Here is a 17,966-nt window from a genome sequence, read left to right on the forward strand (position 1 = left end):
TTGCGCGCGCCCATGTCCGAGGTCATCGCCGAACCACCCGCACCCGCGATGATCAACGCCGACGCGATCGGCGCGACCTGCCGCACCAACCCCACCACCACCGCACCACCGGTCGCCGACTGAGCACCCAACTGCCCCGCCAGATCACCCACCTGCAACGCCACCGTCGCCCCCAACGGCAACGCCACCAGCAACGACGGCAACATCGTCACCCGCGCCAATCGCGAACAACGAACCCATCGCGACCAGAGCACCCACGCCCCACCCCGCCAAGCGGTTCGGCACGGCGCTCACGGACACCGCCTGGGGACGTGGGACGCGGTGGTGGTGCTCACTGAGGCCTCCGATGGGGTGGGCGGAACCGGGAGGTTCCGGAAGGGGGACCGGGCGGGCACGCGGCGGGGCCGTCGGGACGGGTCACCCGCCGCCGGGGGGACGACGGCTCGGGCGGATGGGGCATGTGATCAGAAGAGCGTCATGACCAACATGTGTGAAGGAAGTTCTCTCATGATGCTCTCTTTCTTCTCCCTTATCCGCTCCTTCGCCGAAGACGCAAGGGGCAGGAGATAAGTGAGTGTGCACTCGTAACGTAGGGGGTCCGTGGGACTGGCGCAATCAACATCACATATATGGCATAAAATGTACATCCCCTCCATGGTGCGCGTGGGGCGAAACGCCCGAGGGAGCGGCGGCTCGCCGCGCGGCCTCAGGGCGACGGGCGGCGGCCCTCGCGGATCGCGTCCTCGACCAGCCCGATGACCCAGGTGATGGCCGTGATGGCCTCCTTGGGCTCGAGCTCCCAGTCGGTGACCAGCCGCTCGTAGGAGACCACGCTCCAGAGCACGTCGAGGACGGAGGCCGCGACCACGCGGTCGGCGGCGGGCCATGACTCCGCCGGGCCCGCCACCGCGCGGCGCAGCGCCTCCCGCTGGACCCGGTTGGCCGCGGCCACGTTGGGATCGCGTGGTGTGCGCGGCGCGATGGGGAAGGTGGACACGTATCCCAGGAGCCGGGCGGTGATGCCCGCGACGTCTTCGAGCCGCAGGTCCGAGAGGTCGATCCCGACCTCCTTCCTCAGCCGGTGCAGCACGGCGGCGCGCAGGTCGCGCTCGGTCGCGAAGTGGCGGTACACCGTCCGCACGTTGACCCCGGCCCGCTCGGCCACGGCCCGCACGGTCAGCGCGTCCCAGTTCCAGATGGGGAGGCCGTGGATGATCTCGGCTCCGGCGTCGACGATGCGTTCGCGCGTCTCGGCGGCACGCTGCCGGCGCAGCGGGCTGTCGTACGCTCTGCGCTCGCCCGGTTGATCGCTCAGGTCCCCTCCACTTCGCCATGGGCCTCGCCGGCCCTGCCATCCCGTCGCGCCGCCCGGCCCGACCGGGGAACGGTCATCCGACGCGCACCGGTAGCGACTCCCAGCCGCGAACCGTCGAGGTGGTCGCGAGCGTGGCCCCGTCCAGGTCGACCTCCCACTCGGGGAAGCGCTTGAGGACCTCTTCCAGGGCGATGCGCCCTTCGAGCCGCGCCAGTGCCGCGCCCAGGCAGAAATGGATGCCGCGGCCGAAGGTGAGGAGCGAGCCGACCTTCCGGTGGACGTCGAAGCGGTCGCCGTCGTCGTAGCGCCGGTCGTCGCGGTTGGCCGAGCCCAGGAGGAACATCATGACGCTGCCCGCGGGCACGACCCGGCCGTGCACCTCCACGTCCCGCGCCACGTACCGGGCCACGTGGGGCGCGGGCGCCTCGTAGCGGAGGAGTTCCTCGATGGCGTTGGGGATCAGGGTGTGGTCCTCGGCCAGCTGCCGCCGCTGGCCGGGATGGTCGGCCAGGACCTTGCCCGCCCAGCCGATCAGCCGGGTGGTGGTCTCGTTCCCCGCTCCGGCGATCACGGTGACGTAGGTCAGGATCTCCTCGCGGGTCAGCCGCCTGCGCGTCCCGGTCTCGTCCTCGAACTCGGCCTGCAGGAGGTGGGTCATGATGTCGTCGGAGGGGTGCTCGGCGCGCCAGTCGATGTAGTCGGCGAACGCCTCGCCGTCCAGGAAGTCGTCGGAGTACTCCATGGGCCGCCCGGCCTCGGTGCGCAGGCGCGCGTCGCCCTGGTCGCGGATCGCCTCCTGGTCCTGCTCCGGGATGCCCAGCAGCATGCCGATCACCCGCATCGGCATCTGCGCGCCGAGGTCGGCGACGAAGTCGAACCGCCCGGCGCCGGCCAGCGGGTCCAGGCTGCGGGCGCAGAACCGGCGGATCCCGGGCTCCAGCTCCGCCACCCGGCGCGGGGTGAAGACCCGCTTCATCAGGCCGCGGTGGACGGTGTGGACGGGCGGGTCCTCGAAGAGGAGCACGCCCGGCGGGATCTCGATGCCCGCCCTGATCAGCTCGAGGATCGCGCCCCGGCCGGAGATGCAGGTCTCGTGGTCGGTCACCCCGCGCTCGACGTCCTCGTACCGGGCGACGGCGTAGAAGTCGTGCGGCTCGTTGTAGTAGAGCGGCGACTCATCGCGCAGTCTGCGGAACACCGGGTACGGATCGGCGTTGATGCCGGGGTCGTAGGGGTCGTAGTAGACCCCGGTGGCTTCGGGCGCGGTCATCACTGCCCCTCTCCCGCGGCGGTCGGCGTTCCGGACGCTTTCCGAATTGACGCCATACCTGTGGCGCGAATACTAACGCCACGGGGCCGCCGGACAAAGGGTGTTCTCCCGCCCGGTTTTCCGTCGCTCGGGGCTGCAGCTCAGAGGCACCGCCCGGAGCGCGGCTCTGGGGCGGGAGCGCGGAGGCGCGGTGCGGCACGCGCGGCTCAAGGGGTGCGGAGCGGAGAGGCGCGGAGCGAAAAGGCGCGGCTCAAGGGCGCGGTGCGGCGAGGCGGAGGCGCGGTGCCGGGGGGCGCGGCCTCAAGGGGCGCGGAGCGAAGAGGCACGGCTCAAGGGGTGTGGAGCGGGGGGCGCGGTGCCGGGGCGTGGGGCGGAGAGGCGCGGGGCGGGGAGGGGTGTGCGTGGGGGAGACCGGGGACGCCGACGCCCCGCAGGCGCAGAGGGGGCGTCGGCGTCGCCGGGGATCAGTCGCGGGCCGGAGGGTCCAGGTTGTAGAGCTTCGTCGCGGTGTGCTGGAGCACCTTGCCGACGGTCTCCTCGGGCAGCCCGCCCAGCGCCTGCTCCATGACGTCGCGTGGGCTCGGCGACTCCGACGCCGGGCCGGGGGAGAGGCTGGTGGCGTGCGGGAAGTCGGTCTCGAACATGAGGTTGTCGGCGAGCTGGTCGATCACCGACCGCACCGACTGCCGCTCGAACCAGAACATGCCGTAGATCTGCCGGCGCATGTACTCGCTCGGGAGCATCCGGTCGGGGTACTCCTTGTGGGCGCCGACGTTCAGCCACTGCCAGTCCATGCTCTCGCCCAGGAACGGCAGCCAGCCCGCGCCGTTCTCGACCGAGACGAACTTCAGGTCCGGGTAGCGGTGGCAGACGCCGCTGAGCACCACCTCGGCGATGTTCTGGGCGTTGCCCAGGAGGACCAGCGCGCTCTCCTTGGTGAAGTCGAGCTTCTTGGACTGGTCGACGGCGCCCTTGAGCTCGTCGTCGGTCGCGAGGAAGCCGACGTGGAAGTTCATGCTGAGGCCCATCTCCTGGGCCTGGCCCAGCAGCGGCTCCCAGTAGTCGTCGATCAGGCGGGGGAAGCCGGCCTTGTCGTAGCGGGCGGCGAACAGGACGCCCTTGTGCCCCATCTCGTGGGCCCGCTTCATCTCGGCGACCGACTCGTCGATGTCCCAGAACGGGAGCATCGTCATCGGGATGAGCCGGCGGGCGTCGGCCGAGCAGAACTCGGTGATCCAGTCGTTGTAGGCGCGGACGCACTCGGTGGCCAGCTCGCGCGGCATCTGGTTGAGGAAACGGTGGCTGTGGAACCCGAGGATGTTCGGGTACATCACCTGGTAGTAAACGCCCACCTTGTCCATGTAGGCGAGGCGTTCCTTGGGGTCGATGGCGGCCGGGAGCGCCTCGGAGAGCTTCTTGGGGTGGGAGGGCGGCCACTCGGGCCATCCGGCCTGGGCGAACGCGCCCACGCCGTACAGCTTCTTGTCGCCGATGTACCAGTAGTCCTCCTGCCGCCGCTCGTGGAACCGCACGTGGGGCACGAGGTCGTCCCACTTCGACGAGACGCGCGACGTCCAGAGGTCGGCCGGCTCGATGATGTGGGAGTCGACGTCGGCGACCGCGTACCGCTCGCACAGGGCGGCACCGGCCGCGTCTTGGTCAGCCATCCGCGTGAGCTCCTTTGGCGTCATTAGAGAGTGTTCGCTCACTTACTTTAGGCGCGGCGCGGCCGATGCGCAACGGCCGCGGGGCCCGGCGGCCGCTCACTCCCCGGGCTCGGGGACGCCGCGCAGCCGCGGCGCCATCATCAGCGGGGTCACGCTGAGCACGCCCGACTCGACGGGAAGGGTCGCGCCCGTGACCCACCGCGCCTCGTCGCTCGCCAGGTAGACGGCCGCCCAGGCGACGTCCCAGCCGGTGCCGGGCGTCCCGAGGAGGCCCGCCTCGGACCGCATCGTGTTCATGAAGTCGGCGCGGGGGCCGGGCGCGGAGACCGACATCACCATCGGCGTGGTGATGTGGCCGGGCGCGATCGCGTTGACCCGGATCCCCTCGCGGCCGTGCGAGTACGCCATGTCGACCGTCATCGCGATCAGGCCGCCCTTGGCCGCCGAGTACGCGAGGGTGCCGTCCCCCCGGAGCGCCGAGATGGACGCGATGTTGACGATCGACCCGGCGCCCTTGGCGGCCATCACGGGCACCGCGTACTTGGAGGCGAGGAAGGCGGTCCGCAGGTTGATGTCCAGGGCCCGGTCCCAGGCCTCCTCGGTCGTGTCGACGACCGTCCCGAGCGAGGCCAGGCCGATGTTGTTCACCAGGACGTCGACGGTCCCGAACGCCTCGACGGCCGTGCGGACCATCGCCTCGCACGCCTCCGCCCGGGTGGCGTCGCCGGCGAACACCTCGGCCTTGCCGCCCTCCTCCGCGATCATCGCCCGCGTCTCCTCGGCGCGCTCGGGGTGCAGGTCGACGAGCAGCACGCTCGCCCCCTCCCGGGCGAGCGCCACCGCGGTCGCCTTCCCCGTGCCGACCCCCGGTCCCGGCGTCGACCCGGCCCCCGTCACGATCGCGACCTTGCCCTCGACCCGCCCGGCCCGCTCCACCATCTGGCGCTTCCTCTCCTCGTACGAACCCGAACCGTTCGCCGCCGGCGCTTCCCGGCGCCGTTCGGCGCTCCTTCTACCAGCGTGTCAGCAGCGCCGCGCCGGCCTCGAAGCCGCCGACGTTGGTCACCGCCGCGACCTCCGCGCCGGCGACCTGCGCCGCCCCGGCCTCGCCGCGCAGCTGCCGCACGGCCTCGGCGGTGTGCCCGAAGGCGGCGTGGAGGCGGCCGCCGGACAGCTGGCCGCCCCAGGTGTTGAGCGGGAGCTCGCCGTCGAGGGCGATGCGCTTGCCTCCATCGACGAACGCCCCGGCCTCGCCGGGCCCGCAGAAGCCCATCGCCTCCAGCCACCAGACGGCCTCGATGGTGAAGCCGTCGTAGAGTTCGGCGACGTCGACGTCACCGGGCCGCAGGCCGGTCCGCGCCCACATCGCCCGTGCGGCGCCGTGGCCCACGCGGCCCATGTCCTCCCACTGCTCCCACGACGGCCTGCCCTCCACGACCCCGGCCATGGCCTCGATGCGGACCGGTGCCCGCAGGTCGGACGCCGTGTCGGCGGCGGAGACGACGATGGCGGTGGCGCCGTCGCAGGGCGCGTCGCAGTCGTACAGGCACATCGGCGTGGAGATCATCCGCGAGCCGAGGTAGTCCTCGACGGTCAGCGGCGTCCGGTAGACCGCGTCCGGGTTGAGGGCGGCGTGCGCCCGCTGCGTCACCGGGATCCACGCGAGCTGCTCGCGGGTGACGCCGTACTCGTGCATGTAGCGGGCGGCGTACGGGGCCACCTGGCAGACCGGCGACAGCATCCCGACGGGCAGCAGCCACGCCAGCGGGCCCTCGGCGACCGGCTTGGTCGAGCCGTAGGCGGGACGGCCCCCGGCGTTGCGGCTGGCGCTGCCCTCCTTCACCGTCCGCCAGATGACCACGTGGCGGGCCTGCCCGGTGGCGACGGCCTGGGCCGGCCCGTAGAAGGGCAGCGACATCCCCTCCACCAGCCCCTGGCGCCAGGTCGTGGTGATCCGCAGCGTGTCCTGGACCTCGTAGAGGTTTCCGTTGGCGTAGCCGGGCAGGTTCGCCGCGCCCCCGCCCGGGAACATGGCCAGGCCGTCGATGTCGTCCAGCGTCAGACCGGCGTCCTCGACGGCGGCGAGGACGGCGTCGAGCGTGAGCTGCAGGCCCGACCGGTCGACCTGGCGCCCGATCGCGGACTGCCCGACGCCGGAGATCACGGCCCGCCGCTCGAACAGGTCGGTCCCCATCAGGCCTCCCCTTCCCGCGCGGACGGTTCGCCGCCCTCGACGGCCACGAAGCTGGGGATGGCGAAGCCGCCCGGCCCCGGCTCGAAACCGATGCCGACCTCCATGCCGATCGCCGCCTCCTCGGGCGGGCAGCCCCGCAGCCTGCCGACCACCCGCACGCCCGGGTGGCCGGGGAACTCGACGAGGACGACCGCGTACGGCACCTCCAGACCTGGAAGCCAGCGCTGGTGGTTCACGGTGAGGCTGTAGACGCGGCCCGGCCCGGTGATCTCGACCGGCTCCATGGACCTGCCGCGGCAGGAGCGGCACATCCCCCGAGGCGGGAAGGACCGGGCGCCGCAGGAGGAGCATCCCTCGACGACCAGGCGGCCCTCGGCGGCCGCGTCCCAGAAGGGCCGGGTCTCCTCGGTGACGGCGGGCGGTATCCCTACGGTCGCGTCCATCTTCTCCCTATCGCTGGTCGGGGCCGGAGGGGCGGCCGGCCTGCACCACGGCCCCGGCGTCGAGCAGCGCGCCGACCTCGTCGGCGCCGAAGCCCCAGTCGCGCAGCACCTCGCTCGTGTGCCCGCCCGCCTCGGCCGGAGGGGTGGCGGGCGCCGCGGGCGTGCGACCGAACCTGGGGGCCGCCGACGGCTGCACCACGCCGTCGATCTCCACGAAGGTGCCCCGTTCGACGTTGTGGGGGTGCGAGGGGGCCTCGGCGAGCGTGAGCACCGGGGCGAAGCAGGTGTCGGTGCCCTCCAGCAGCTCGCACCACTCCTCGAACCGCCTGGACCTGAAGACGGCCGCCAGCCGGGCCCTGTCCTCCGGCCAGGCGGCGGGGTCGGCCTGGCGGTGCAGGAGCTCGTCGCCCAGGCCCAGGCGGTCGAGCAGCTCGGCGTAGAACTGCGGCTCGCCGCAGCCGACGGTCACGTGGCGGCCGTCGGCGGTCTCGTAGACGTTGTAGAAGGGCGCCCCGAGGTCCAGGACGTTGGTGCCGGGCTCGTCGGACCACAGGCCCTCGGCGCGCATCCCGTGGAAGAGCGTGGTCAGCAGGGCGACCCCGTCGACCATCGCGGTGTCGACCACCTGCCCCCGGCCCGAGCGCGACCGCTCGAACAGGGCGCTCAGGACGCCGACGACCAGGAGCATCCCCCCGCCGCCGTAGTCGCCCAGGAGGTTCAGCGGCGGGGCGGGCGGACCGTCGCCGCGGCGCAGCGGGTCGAGCGCCCCGGCCAGCGCGACGTAGTTGATGTCGTGCCCGGGGGTGCGGGCGTACGGCCCGTCCTGGCCCCAGCCGGTGATGCGGGCGTAGACCAGCCGGGGGTTGCGTTCGAGGCAGACGTCCGGGCCGACGCCGAGCCGCTCGGCGACGCCGGGGCGGAACCCCTCCACCAGCACGTCGGCCTTCCCGGCCAGGCGGAGCACCGCGGCGAGGCCGCCGGCGTGCTTGAGGTCGACGGCGACGGAGCGGCGGCCGCGCGTGACCAGGTCGATCCTGCGGCGGCCGCGTATCATGCGTTCCGTCCCGCTCTCGCCGGCGGCGGGCGCACCGGCGGCGGGCGCGACGTCCTCCGGGCGGACGACGCGCACCACGTCGGCCCCGAGATCGGCGAGGACCATGGCGCCGAACGGACCGGGCCCGCGGCTCTGCAGCTCGACGACCCGCAGTCCGGACAGTGGTCCCGCCATGGGCCTCCCCTTCTTCCGCCCGAGACAAAGAGAGCGTTCGCTCACTATACTCACTACCGGGAGAAAGTGAGCCTTTGCTATCTTCCCCCCGTCGGCGCCGACCGGCGTCGGAGCCTCTCGCGAAGGAGCCTCGGTGCCAGGCGATCGCATCATCTTCGGGGCAGCGGCCATTCCGGAACCCGACAGGGACTGGCTGGCCGCGGCCGAACGACTCCCGATCGAATCGATCTGGCAGGGCGGCCATCTGCTGCCGCCGACCTCGACCGGCGAGGCGATCACCCGGCTCGCCCTGATGGCCGCCTGGACCGAGCGGGTGCGGGTGGGCACCGCCGTCCTCCAGTTGCCGCTGTACCCGCCGGTGATCGCGGCCAAGCAGCTCGCCGACCTCGACTCCCGCACCGGCGGCCGGGTCTCGGTCGGGGTGGGCGTCGGAGGCGAGTTCCCCAAGGAGTTCGAGGCCGTCGGCGTGCCGCTCAAGGAGCGCGGCCCCCGGACCGACGAGGCGATGGAGATCCTGCGGGCGCTCTGGAACGGCGGGCCGGTCACCCATCACGGCAGGTTCTTCGACTTCGACGACCTGGAGCTGCGGCCGGTCCGGTCGCCGGGCGCTGACGCCCCGGAGATGCGGCCGGGCGGCCCGCCGCTGCTGGTCTCCGGCCGCAAGGCGCCGGCCATGCGCCGCGCCGCCCGCCTGGGCGACGGCTGGATGCCTTATCTGATGTCGCCCGACGCCTACGCCCGCTCGGTGGCCGCCATCGAGGACGAGGCGCGGGCCGCCGGCCGCGACCTGGCCGGCTTCGAGTGGATGATGTACCTCTACTGCTGCGTCCGCCGCGACGGCGACCGCGCCCGCAACGACGTCGAGGCGTTCCTCGGCGGCGCCTACGGCGACAAGCCGCGCGCCATGCTCGACCGCATCGCCCCCTCGGGCACGCCAGAGGAGGTCGCTGCACGGCTCCAAAAGTACGTCGACGCCGGCGTCCGGCACTTCGTCATCTCCCCGGCGGCGCCCGACGACACCCTTGAGGTGGTCACGCTCGCCGCGGAGGAAGTGCTGCCGCGCCTGACCCTCCCCGTCCCGGCGGCTCCCGGTGGCGTGGCCCCGTGAGCGCCCCGCTCTCCGGGACGCCGCTCGCGGGCCTGACGGTCGTCGAGGTCGCCGCGGGCACGAGCGACCTCGGCCTCGGCCTGGCCGGGGGCGTGCCGGGCATGCTCCTGGCCGACCTCGGGGCCGACGTCGTCCGGGTGGTGGGCACGCGGCCCGCGCCCCTGGACGCCGGCGTGCCGTGGGGCAGGGCCTGGCACCGCGACAAGCGCGTCGTCGCCACCGACGACCGCGACGAGGTGTCCGCGCTGCTCAGCGAGGCCGACGCCGCCCTGGTCTACGGGCCGGAGGCGCTCGTGGAAGGCCGCGGCCTCGGCTACCGCGACCTGCGGGAGGGCAGCCCCGGCCTGGTCTACGCCCGCTGCCGCCCCAGCCGCACCGCCGCCGGGACCGTCGAGGACCACGGCCTGCTGGTGGAGGCGCGCGCCGGTTTCTGCACCCAGCTCGAGGGCCACCGGCCCGGCCCGATCTTCGTCGACGTCCGCGCGTCCGGCATCGGCACCGCGTCCCTGCTGACCGTGTCGGTCCTCGCGCTGCTGCGCCGCCGGGCGCTGACCGGCGCCGGGGGGTGGGCCGAGACCTCCCTCTACGACGGCATGCTCGCCACGCTCGGCTGCATGATCGGCCGGTCGGAGCGGGCCAAGCCCGAGATCGAGGGGTACTGGGAGAAGGGCTCGACCTTCCCGAACTTCCTCTACCGCTGCGCCGACGGCGAGCTGATCCAGGTGTGGTTCGGCGGCAAGGGGATGTACACCGCGCTGCTCGGCGTGCTCGGGGACGAGCCCAGCGCCGAGGGCTACTACACCGACCAGATGACCGGCAGGCTCGGCGAGCGGGCCGCCCGCTGGGGCGCGATCTTCGCCACCCGGCCCCGCGACGTCTGGATCGGCCAGCTGCGCGAGTCGGGCGTCGCCTGCGAGCCCGTGTTCGGCCCCGGCGAGGCGCTGGGCGACCCCCACGCCGCCGAGAACGGGCTGGCCCTCACGCGGACGGACGGCGGCCACCGCGACGTGGTGGTCGGCTCCCCGATCTCGGTGTCCCCGCTCGCGGACGCCCCGGCCGGGGAGGCCCCGTCGTCCGGCCCTCCGGAGGACGGGGAGGAGACCGGCCTGCTCGGCGGCCTGCGCGTCCTGGACTTCTCGGCGTTCGTCGCCGGGCCGCTGGCCGCCGAGATCCTCGCCGACCTCGGCGCGGACGTCATCAAGGTCGAGCCGCCCGACGGCGAGGCGATGCGCGCCGCCGCGTACGCCGTCGCCGCGTGCCAGCGCGGGAAGCGCAGCCTGGCGCTGGACATCGGCGCGCCCGAGGCGCGGCCCGTCGTCGAGCGGCTGCTGAAGTGGGCCGACGTCGTCCTGCACAACTTCCGCGTGGGGGTGGCCGAGCGGCTCGGCATCGACGAGGAGACGGTCGCCCGCCTGAACCCCGGCGCCGTGTACTGCCACGCCAGCGCCTTCGGCGCCGCCGGCCCCCGGGCCAGGTTCCCGGCCAACGACGCGCTCATGCAGGCCGTGACCGGGTTCGAGCGCGCCGTCGGCGGCGCCGGGAACGACCCGCTGGCGGCGACGTGGATCCCGCTGGACATGTCCGGGGGATGGGTCGCGGCCATGGGGCTGCTGACCGGCCTGTACGCGCGGGCGCGCGACGGCCGGGGCCGGCGCGTGGTGACGAGCCTGCTCGGCGCCGGCATGCTGGTGCAGAGCGGGGTGTTCGAGCGCGACGGCGAGCTCGTGCGCGGTCCCGAGCTGGACGCGCGGCAGACGGGCTACGGGCCCGGGTACCGCCTCTACGAGGGCGGCGACGGCGGCTGGTTCGCGCTGGTCGTCCCCGACGAGGAGGGATGGCGGCGGCTGGCGTCGCTTCCCGGGGCCGGGGCGCTTCCGGCGGAGTACACGCCGCTGCGCGGCGGTGCCGACGACGCCCGCGCCCGCCGGGCCGAGACGGTCCTGGAGACGGCGTTCGCGTCGGCGCCCGCGGCCGAGTGGACGGACCGGCTGCGGGGCCTGGGACTCCTCGCCGAGCTCGTCGAACCGCTGGACCGGGACGGCTTCCGGCGCGCCGTCCTCGACGATCCGGTGAACCGCCGGATGGGCCGGGTGGTGTCGTACGAGACCGCCGACTGGGGCCGGTTCGAGCAGATCGGCCCGCTGGTGCGGTGCGGGCCGGACGCCTCCGCCGGGCCGCGGCTGATGCTCCCGGGCGTCGGCGAGCACACCGCCGAGGTCCTCACCGAGCTGGGCGTGCCCCGGGAGGAGGCGGACGCGCTGCTGGCCGGGAAGATCGCCCGGCAGCTCGGGGACGCCGCCGGGCTCCCGTGAGGCCCGCCCCGCCGGCGCGGCCGGCGCGACCCGGGAAGAACCCAGTACGACCGGCATGCCCGCGGGCGTGCCCGACGACCGTGAGGAGCCGCAGGCATGGGCACGACCGACAGCGCGCGACAGGACGGCGTGGAACTGGTGAACGAGATGGCGCGCCGGTTCCAGGCCGGCGACCGCGACGGCGCGTTCGCGCTGCTCCACCCGGACTTCCGCATCCAGCAGCCGGCGTCGCTTCCGCACGGCGGCTGGCACCGGGGGAGCGAGGGCATGGCCGAGATGGGGGCGGCGTTCGCGCGGCACTGGGACCGCGCGATCGAGGAGCCGCGGATCCTCGGCTGCGGCGACACGGTCGTCCAGGTCACCACGCAGACGTGGACGGCGAAGGCGTCGGGCCGCTCGGCGACGGTCGACGTCGTCGAGCTGTTCTCCTTCGCCGGCGGCCTCATCTCGGAGATCAGGGTCTTCCAGCAGGACACGCACGCCCTGCTGGCCACCCTTGACGGGGCCTGACACCGGAGCGCGCGGCGTGTCGGGCAGGTCGCGGCCCGCCTTGACACGCCGAAGCCGGTAGTGGAACAGTAGTAACTGGGCGCTCACTTACTAAGCGTCCGATCCCTTTGTCGACGGGGCGTCCGGAGGTAGGCGGGGATGGAGTACTTGCTGATCGATGCCGATGGGCACTATTACGAGCCCGACGACTGCTTCACCCGGCACATCGAGGCGCGCTTCAAGGACGAGACCGTCCGCGTCCGGCGGGGCGACGACGGCCTCGGCCGCATCTACCTCCGGGGCGGGCGGACGTTCATGAGCGTGATGCCCGGCGACTACGCCTCGGCGCCCGGCGCCCTGGAGGGGCTGTTCGCCGGCGAGGTCGCCGACGGGTTCACCCACCGCGAGGTGATCAACGCCAAGGACCATCCGGAGTTCATGGAGCGGACGGCCCGCCTGGCGCTGATGGACGAGCAGGGCCTGGAGGCGACCATCATGCTTCCCACCCTGGGCGTCGCGGTGGAGTACGACATGCGGGACGACGTCGACCTCAGCTACGCGAGCCTGCGGGCCTTCAACCGCTGGCTGGAGGAGGACTGGGGGTACGGGGCGGACGGCCGGATCTTCGGCGTGCCCATGCTCTCGCTGCTCGACATCGACCGCGCCATGGCCGAGCTGAACCGGGTCATCGACGCCGGCGCCCGCCTGGTGCACCTGTGCCCGGGGCCGGTGGGGGGCCGCTCGCCGGCCGACCCGCACTTCGACCCGTTCTGGGCGACCGTGGCCGAGGCCGGGATCCCGGTGGTGTTCCACGTCTCCAACAGCGGCTACCAGCACTTCTACGGCACCCACTGGTCCGAGGACCCGGCCAACCCCTCGCACGCGCAGTCCCCGCTGCAATGGGCCCTGTGCAACACCGAGCGGCCGGTGGTCGACACGCTCATCGCGCTGACGCTGCACAACCTGTTCGGCCGCCACCCCGAGGTGAAGATCATCTCGATCGAGAACGGGTCGAACTGGCTGAAGCCGCTGTTCAAGAGCATCGACAAGGCCGCGGCGCTGGGCCGCCGCGGTCCCATGATCGGCGGGCAGCTGCCGGCGCGTCCCAGCGAGGCGCTGGCGGAGCACCTGTGGATCAGCCCGTTCCCCGAGGACGACGTGCGCGACCTGATCGGCACCCTCGGCGCCGGCCACGTCCTGTTCGGCTCGGACTACCCGCACCCCGAGGGGCTCCGCGAGCCCCGCGACTACCTCTCCCGGCTCGCCGGCTTCGACGCCGCGGTCACGCGCCGGGTGCTGCGCGGGAACACCGCGGCGCTGCTGGGCATCCCCGACCACGCGCCGGCCCTCTCGGGCTAGGCCTTCCGCGCACGTCCTTCCTCCTTCCTCGGTGTCGGACCGGATCCCAAGGGGTTTCAGCAGTGAAAGTCGCCATCGCGTACGAGGTCGGCCGGCCGGCCGTGGTCGAGGACCTGCCCGTTCCGGCGATCGGACCGCGGGACGTCCTCGTGCGCGTCACCGCGAGCGGCATCTGCCACACCGATCTCAACGTGCTCAACGGGCTGTCGGCGCTGCCGCTCCCGATCGCGCTCGGCCACGAGGGCTGCGGCGTGGTGGAGGAGGTGGGCCCCGAGGTGCGCCGGGTCCGTCCAGGGGACCGGGTCCTGGCCTCGGTCACGCCCGCGTGTGGAACGTGCCGCCGCTGCGTCGACGGCATGTCGAACCACTGCGCGCTCAACCCGGTGGTGAAGGCGGCCGAGCGGTTCGCGCTCGCCGACGGCCGCATGGCCCCGGCGGTGTGCGGCTGCGGGACGTTCGCCGAGGCCATGGTCGTGGACGAGGCGTCGGTGGTCCCGGTCGAGACCGACCTCGCCGACGAGCAGCTCGCCCTCCTCGGGTGCGGCGTCACCACCGGCCTGGGCGCCGCCCTCAACACCGCGGCCGTGGCGCCGGGCTCCAGCGTGGCGGTGATCGGCTGCGGCGGGGTCGGCCAGTCGGTGATCCAGGGCGCGCGCATCGCGGGCGCGGCGGTCATCGTCGCCATCGACCCGATCGCCGGCCGGCGCGAGGCGAGCCTGGCCCAGGGGGCCACGCACGCCGTCGACCCGGCGGAGGGCGACCCGATCGAGCAGGTCCGGGCGCTGACCGGCGGGGAGGGGGCCGACTACACCTTCGAGGTCGTGGGGCGTCCCGAGCTGATGGTGCAGGCGTTCGACATGGCGCGCGTCCAGGGCACGGTGACGCTGGTGGGGATGCCGGCGCTCGGCGACACCCTGACGCTCCCGGCGGTCAAGGCGGTGTTCTCGGGGAAGCGGCTGGCGGGCTCGGTCGTCGGCGGGTCGCAGATCCTGCGCGACTTCCCCCGGTTCATCCGGCTCGCCGAGTCGGGGAAACTCGATCTCGGCTCGATGGTCTCCACGCGCATCGGGCTGGACGAGATCAACCACGGGATCGACCTGGTGGCCAAGGCCGAAGGGGTGCGGACCGTCATCGTCTGACCGGGCCCCGGCCCGGCCGCCGACCTCCCGCCGGCGCACCGCCGGGTCAGGACATCGAGTCGTGAGAGTAGTGGCAGTTCCACTCGACCACCTTGCCCGTCGCGTCGACCCGCATGGAGTCGGCGCCGCGGCGCACCGTCCCGTCCGGGGCGTGGCAGGTGTAGGCCAGGACGACCGCGTCGGTGCCCGCGTAGACCGCGTCGAGCGTGTACCGGATGCCGGGGGTGCGGCGCAGCGCGTAGTCCACGTAGCCGCTGAGCGCCTCGAAGCCGTCGATCGTCTTCTTGGCCGGGTCGCCGGTCAGCCGCGGGACGAACGGGGAGCTGAAGACGACGTCGGCGGCGAACGGCTCCATGATCGTGGCCAGGTCGCCGGCGTTCCACCCCTCGTCCCAGTGGCGCCGCAGGTTCTCCACCGTGGTGTCGTCGAGCATCGGCAGCCCTTCCGTTCGGGTTCGCGCCGGATGCGCGCTGGACGGGGCGAACACCGATGAGTCTATGATCGCGGTCATGCAGTGGCAAGTATTGTAATCCTTTAAAGGATAGCGTAGGGTGATGATTCATGGACTTCACGATGGGGGAGGCCGCCACGGCCCTGCGCGGTGAGCTGCGCGGGCTGGTGGAGGAGCACGTCCCGCCGGACTTCCTCGGGGCGTTCACCGACGACCCGGCCGACCTGGAGGTCGCCCAGCGCTTCTGCCGGCTCCTCGCCGAGCGCGGCCTGCTCTGCATGGCCTGGCCCGAGGAGTACGGCGGCCGGGACGCCTCGATCTGGGAGCAGACCGTGGTCCGCGAGGAGATGTGGGCGCACCACGAGCCCCGCGGCGCCCAGTACATGGGGGTCAACTGGGTCGGGCCCACGATCATGCGGCACGGCACCCCGCAGCAGCGGCGCAAGCACCTCCCGCCGATCGCGCGCGGCGAGGTGATCTGGTGCCAGGGCTTCAGCGAGCCCGACGCCGGCTCCGACCTGGCCTCGCTGCGCACCGCCGCCCGGCCCGACGGCGACGGCTGGCTGGTCTCCGGCCAGAAGATCTGGACGTCCTACGCCACGATGGCCCAGTGGTGCTTCCTCCTCGCCCGCACCTCCAGGGGCGAGCGCAAGCAGCAGGGCCTCACCATCTTCCTGGTCCCGATGTCCGACCCCGCCATCGAGGTCAGGCCGATCCCCTGCATGATGGGGCCGCACCACCTCAACGAGGTCTTCTTCGACGACCTGCGGGTCACCGAGGCCGACGTCCTGGGCACCGTCGGCGAGGGCTGGAAGGTGGTGCAGGAGGTGCTGTCGTACGAGCGGGTGGGCATCGCCCGCTACGCCCGCTGCGAGCGCCTCCTGCAGGCCGCGCCCGAGGCGCTCGGCGACCGCTGGGACGACCTCCCGGCCGAGCTGCGCGGCCGGTGGGCGCGGATGCTCACGCACTGCCGGCGGGCCCGGCTGCTGGCCTACCGCGTGGTGTCGCTGCAGAGCGAGGGCACCATCAAGCCGGGCGACGCCGCGGCGTACCGCATCGCGGTGACCCGGCTCGACCAGGAGAGCGCCGAGGTGCTCATGGAGATCGTCGGGGCGGCGCCGCCCGAAGGGCCGGAGGGCGCGTGGTTCCGCGCCGAGGTGGAGGACCACTGGCGCTACTCGCAGGCGTCCACCGTCGCCTCGGGGAGCATCGAGATGCAGCGCATCCTGCTGTCCCGGTCGCTGCTGGCGGCGTCATGAACATCGAGCTGAGCCGCGAGGCGGCCGAGTACGGGCGGCAGGTGCACCGCGCGCTGGAGGCGGCGGGCGGCGACGCGCTCGCCGAGACCGCCGAGCGCGAACCCGCGCGCAGGGCCGGCCTCGTGGCCCCCGTCCTCGGCGAACTGGGCGCCTGGGAGCTCGACCCCCGAGGCGACGCCGAGGAGCTGGAGGCGGGGGCCGCGCTGTGCCGCGCCGCCGGCTACTGGGCGGCCCCCTACCCGGTGGCCGAGCGCCTCGCGCGGCCCGCCGGCCTCGGCGCCGACGGCCTGCTGGTGGTCGCCGGCACCGCCCCCTCCGCCGCCGTGGCCGGCCTCGACGACCTGCGCTGGGCGGCGGTCACGCTGGACGGCCGGCGCAGCCTCGCCGTCCCCCGCCCCCCGGACGGGCCGCCCCGCACGTCCGCGTTCGTCACCGGGCTGGACCTGCGGCCGGTCGACGACGACGGCGCGGACGACGTGGCCCTCGGCCTCGTCCTGCCGTGCTGGACGCTGCTCGGGATGCTCGACCGGGCCCTCGACCTCGCCCGCGAGCACGTGCTCGTCCGGGAGCAGTTCGGGCAGGCGCTCGCGCGGTTCCAGGGCGTGCAGTTCCAGCTGACCGACGCCGAGGTGGAGCGCAGCGGCGTCGAGGTGCTGGCCAAGTACGCGCTGTGGAGCGTCCAGACCCACCGCGGCGAGGCGCTGGACGACGCGCTCGCGCTCCGCCTGGCGGCGGTCGAGGCGGCCGAGGCCGTGTTCCGCGTCGCGCACCAGCTGCACGGCGCCACCGGCTTCTGCGACGAGGCGACCCTGTCCTGGCTCTCCCGGTACAGCCAGCCGCTGCGCCGGCTCCCGCTGGGCCTGTCGGCGACCCGCGACCGGCTCGCCGCCCGGCTGGGACGCAACGGCCTGACGGGGCTGTTCGGCGACACCGCGCAACGGGTGACCGCATGACCGTGACCTACGACCTTCCCGGCGAGCTGACCGTCGAGGCCGAGGGCCCCGTCCGCACCGTCGTCGTCAACCGGCCCGCCGAGCTGAACGCCGTCAACGAGCGGCTGCACTGGGCGTTCGCCAACGTCTGGCGGCAGCTGGCCGCCGACCTGGAGGCCAGGGTGGTGATCCTCACCGGTGCCGGGCGCGCGTTCTGCGCGGGCGGCGACCTGGACTGGATCGCCTCCTTCCTGGACGACCCGGTCGCCCGCGACGAGAGCCTCCGCGAGGGCGCGCAGATCATCGAGGAGATGCTCCGGTTCCCGCTGCCGGTGATCGCCGCCGTCAACGGCCCGGCGGTCGGGCTGGGCTGCAGCATCGCGGTGCTGTCCGACATCGTGCTGATGTCGGACACCGCGTACCTGGCCGACCCGCACGTCAGCGTCGGGCTGGTGGCCGGGGACGGCGGCGCCGCGTTCTGGCCGCTGCTCACCCCGATCCTCCGGTCGCGCGAGTACCTGTTCACCGGCGAGCGCATCCCCGCGGCGACGGCCGTCGAGCTGGGGCTCGCCTCGCGTGCCGCCGCGCCCGACGACCTGCTGCCCGAGGCCCGGCGCCTCGCCGAGCGGCTCGCCCGGCAGCCGGTGGAGGCGCTCCGCGGCACCAAACGGGTGGTCAACATGCACCTGTCGGAGGCGCTGCGCGGCGCGATGCAGGCCGGTTTCGCCGCCGAGGCCGTCACGATGCGCTCCGAGGAGCACCGCGACCGGCTGCTCGCGCTGCGGCGGAAGGCGGGCTGA

General features: G+C 73.6%; 17 protein-coding genes. 8 read left to right on the top strand and 9 right to left on the bottom strand.

Annotated features, from left to right (window positions below; translation table 11 throughout):
• From ACFPZN_RS50455 to ACFPZN_RS50490, 8 genes are all read right to left on the bottom strand, one after another.
• The coding region (locus ACFPZN_RS50455; protein WP_378291448.1) for an ABC transporter permease at positions 1 to 206 on the bottom strand (206 nt) is incomplete at its 3' end.
• 500 nt (positions 207 to 706) lie between these two features.
• Complete coding sequence (locus ACFPZN_RS50460) at positions 707 to 1,315, bottom strand: TetR/AcrR family transcriptional regulator (RefSeq protein ID WP_378291450.1); 609 nt, start codon at positions 1,313 to 1,315, stop codon at positions 707 to 709.
• A 73-nt stretch (positions 1,316 to 1,388) separates the two neighbouring features.
• A complete protein-coding gene (locus tag ACFPZN_RS50465) occupies positions 1,389 to 2,585 on the bottom strand; it encodes a cytochrome P450 (protein WP_378291395.1) in 1,197 nt (398 codons plus the stop codon).
• 464 nt (positions 2,586 to 3,049) lie between these two features.
• A complete protein-coding gene (locus ACFPZN_RS50470) occupies positions 3,050 to 4,252 on the bottom strand; it encodes an amidohydrolase family protein (RefSeq protein WP_378291397.1) in 1,203 nt (400 codons plus the stop codon).
• 96 nt (positions 4,253 to 4,348) lie between these two features.
• Positions 4,349 to 5,191 carry an SDR family NAD(P)-dependent oxidoreductase gene (locus ACFPZN_RS50475; protein ID WP_378291399.1) on the bottom strand — a complete coding sequence of 281 codons (843 nt, stop codon included), beginning with the start codon at positions 5,189 to 5,191 and terminating at the stop codon, positions 4,349 to 4,351.
• Between the two features lie 73 nt (positions 5,192 to 5,264).
• A complete protein-coding gene (locus tag ACFPZN_RS50480) occupies positions 5,265 to 6,446 on the bottom strand; it encodes a thiolase family protein (RefSeq protein WP_378291401.1) in 1,182 nt (393 codons plus the stop codon).
• Positions 6,446 to 6,889, bottom strand: a complete 444-nt coding sequence (locus tag ACFPZN_RS50485; protein ID WP_378291403.1) for a Zn-ribbon domain-containing OB-fold protein — start codon at positions 6,887 to 6,889, stop codon at positions 6,446 to 6,448. The genes ACFPZN_RS50480 and ACFPZN_RS50485 overlap by 1 nt, the downstream gene beginning before the upstream one ends.
• A 7-nt stretch (positions 6,890 to 6,896) precedes the next feature.
• Complete coding sequence (locus ACFPZN_RS50490) at positions 6,897 to 8,117, bottom strand: CaiB/BaiF CoA transferase family protein (protein ID WP_378291405.1); 1,221 nt, start codon at positions 8,115 to 8,117, stop codon at positions 6,897 to 6,899.
• 133 nt (positions 8,118 to 8,250) lie between these two features.
• Between ACFPZN_RS50490 and ACFPZN_RS50495 the strand changes: the two genes are divergently transcribed.
• The 5 genes from ACFPZN_RS50495 (at position 8,251) to ACFPZN_RS50515 (ending at position 14,524) form a co-directional block, all read left to right on the top strand.
• On the top strand, positions 8,251 to 9,225 hold the full coding sequence (locus ACFPZN_RS50495) for an LLM class flavin-dependent oxidoreductase (RefSeq protein WP_378291408.1): 975 nt from the start codon (positions 8,251 to 8,253) through the stop codon (positions 9,223 to 9,225).
• The gene (locus ACFPZN_RS50500) at positions 9,222 to 11,537 is read left to right on the top strand and encodes a CaiB/BaiF CoA-transferase family protein (RefSeq protein WP_378291410.1); all 2,316 of its coding nucleotides are present in this window, start codon (positions 9,222 to 9,224) and stop codon (positions 11,535 to 11,537) included. The genes ACFPZN_RS50495 and ACFPZN_RS50500 overlap by 4 nt, the downstream gene beginning before the upstream one ends.
• 96 nt (positions 11,538 to 11,633) lie before the next feature.
• Positions 11,634 to 12,047: a nuclear transport factor 2 family protein gene (locus ACFPZN_RS50505; RefSeq protein ID WP_378291412.1), complete on the top strand. Its 414-nt coding sequence runs from the start codon at positions 11,634 to 11,636 to the stop codon at positions 12,045 to 12,047.
• A 138-nt stretch (positions 12,048 to 12,185) separates the two neighbouring features.
• Positions 12,186 to 13,385 (top strand): amidohydrolase family protein, encoded by a 1,200-nt coding sequence (locus tag ACFPZN_RS50510; RefSeq protein WP_378291414.1) that lies wholly within the window; start codon positions 12,186 to 12,188, stop codon positions 13,383 to 13,385.
• A gap of 62 nt (positions 13,386 to 13,447) precedes the next feature.
• The gene (locus ACFPZN_RS50515) at positions 13,448 to 14,524 is read left to right on the top strand and encodes a Zn-dependent alcohol dehydrogenase (RefSeq protein WP_378291416.1); all 1,077 of its coding nucleotides are present in this window, start codon (positions 13,448 to 13,450) and stop codon (positions 14,522 to 14,524) included.
• A gap of 46 nt (positions 14,525 to 14,570) precedes the next feature.
• On the opposite strand, the gene ACFPZN_RS50520 is transcribed toward ACFPZN_RS50515, so the two are convergent.
• Positions 14,571 to 15,035: a nuclear transport factor 2 family protein gene (locus ACFPZN_RS50520; RefSeq protein ID WP_378291418.1), complete on the bottom strand. Its 465-nt coding sequence runs from the start codon at positions 15,033 to 15,035 to the stop codon at positions 14,571 to 14,573.
• 50 nt (positions 15,036 to 15,085) lie between these two features.
• Here ACFPZN_RS50520 and ACFPZN_RS50525 point away from each other — a divergent pair, with 50 nt between their 5' ends.
• Genes ACFPZN_RS50525 through ACFPZN_RS50535 form a run of 3 tightly spaced genes read left to right on the top strand, consistent with a single transcriptional unit; the run spans position 15,086 to position 17,966 of the window.
• Entirely contained in the window at positions 15,086 to 16,234 is a 1,149-nt protein-coding gene (locus ACFPZN_RS50525; RefSeq protein WP_378291420.1) for an acyl-CoA dehydrogenase family protein, read from the top strand.
• Positions 16,231 to 17,187 carry an acyl-CoA dehydrogenase family protein gene (locus ACFPZN_RS50530; RefSeq protein ID WP_378291422.1) on the top strand — a complete coding sequence of 319 codons (957 nt, stop codon included), beginning with the start codon at positions 16,231 to 16,233 and terminating at the stop codon, positions 17,185 to 17,187. Before ACFPZN_RS50525 ends, ACFPZN_RS50530 begins: the two co-directional genes overlap by 4 nt.
• A complete protein-coding gene (locus ACFPZN_RS50535; RefSeq protein WP_378291424.1) occupies positions 17,184 to 17,966 on the top strand; it encodes an enoyl-CoA hydratase/isomerase family protein in 783 nt (260 codons plus the stop codon). The genes ACFPZN_RS50530 and ACFPZN_RS50535 overlap by 4 nt, the downstream gene beginning before the upstream one ends.

This window comes from Actinomadura rugatobispora, from assembly GCF_042656285.1.
Classification (GTDB): domain Bacteria; phylum Actinomycetota; class Actinomycetes; order Streptosporangiales; family Streptosporangiaceae; genus Spirillospora; species Spirillospora rugatobispora.